This is a genomic window from Streptomyces africanus (genome assembly GCF_002150735.1).
Classification (GTDB): domain Bacteria; phylum Actinomycetota; class Actinomycetes; order Streptomycetales; family Streptomycetaceae; genus Streptomyces; species Streptomyces africanus.
In genome coordinates this window covers 371-1,000 of sequence record NZ_MUKA01000493.1, presented here as the reverse complement: position 1 = coordinate 1,000, position 630 = coordinate 371, and the positions used below count along the sequence as shown (strand labels likewise).

1 pseudogene is annotated in these 630 nt (G+C 75.0%); it reads right to left on the bottom strand.

Features of this window, described 5'->3' with window-relative positions:
- Nucleotides 1–133 precede the first annotated feature (133 nt).
- Nucleotides 134–630: pseudogene (locus CCL05_RS40585) on the bottom strand (SDR family NAD(P)-dependent oxidoreductase); the annotation flags it as partial.

Genomic DNA, 630 nt, shown 5'->3' with positions numbered 1-630 from the left:
CCGGCGTCCCAGGCGGCGTCCACCGTGGCACGGGCGGTCTCGTCGGAGACCGGCTGGTAGAGGTTGCCGAGGGCGGCGCAGCCCAGTGCCAGCTCCGAGACCGCCACCGCGCCGGCGCCCAGCCCGGTGGTCCTCACGACCGGGCCTCCGGGCGCAGCCGCAGCCCCTGCATACCGCCGTCCACCGCGAGCGCGGTGCCGGTGACGGACGCGGCGGCGGGACTCGCCAGGTAGACCATGGCCGCGGCGACTTCGTCCGCTGTGACCAAGCGTCCGATGGGCTGGCGGGCTTCGAGGGCGGCGCGCTCGCTCTCGGGGTCGTCCGCGGCGTCGAGAAGCCGGGAGACCCACGGGGTCTCGGCGGTGCCCGGGTTGACGCNNGTGGTCGGCGGCCATGGCGAGAGTGAGCGAGAGGACCGCGCCCTTGCTGGCGCAGTACAAGGCGCGCTGCGGGAGGCCCGCGGTCGCGCCGATCGAGCAGGTGTTGACGACCGCCGCGTGCGACGAGCGACGCAGATACGGCAGGGCGGCGCGGGTGGTGCGCACCGTTCCGAGGACGTTGACGTCGAGGACGCGGTGCCACTCGTCGTCGGGGTTGTCCTCGACGGTATCGACGGCGCCGATGCCCGCG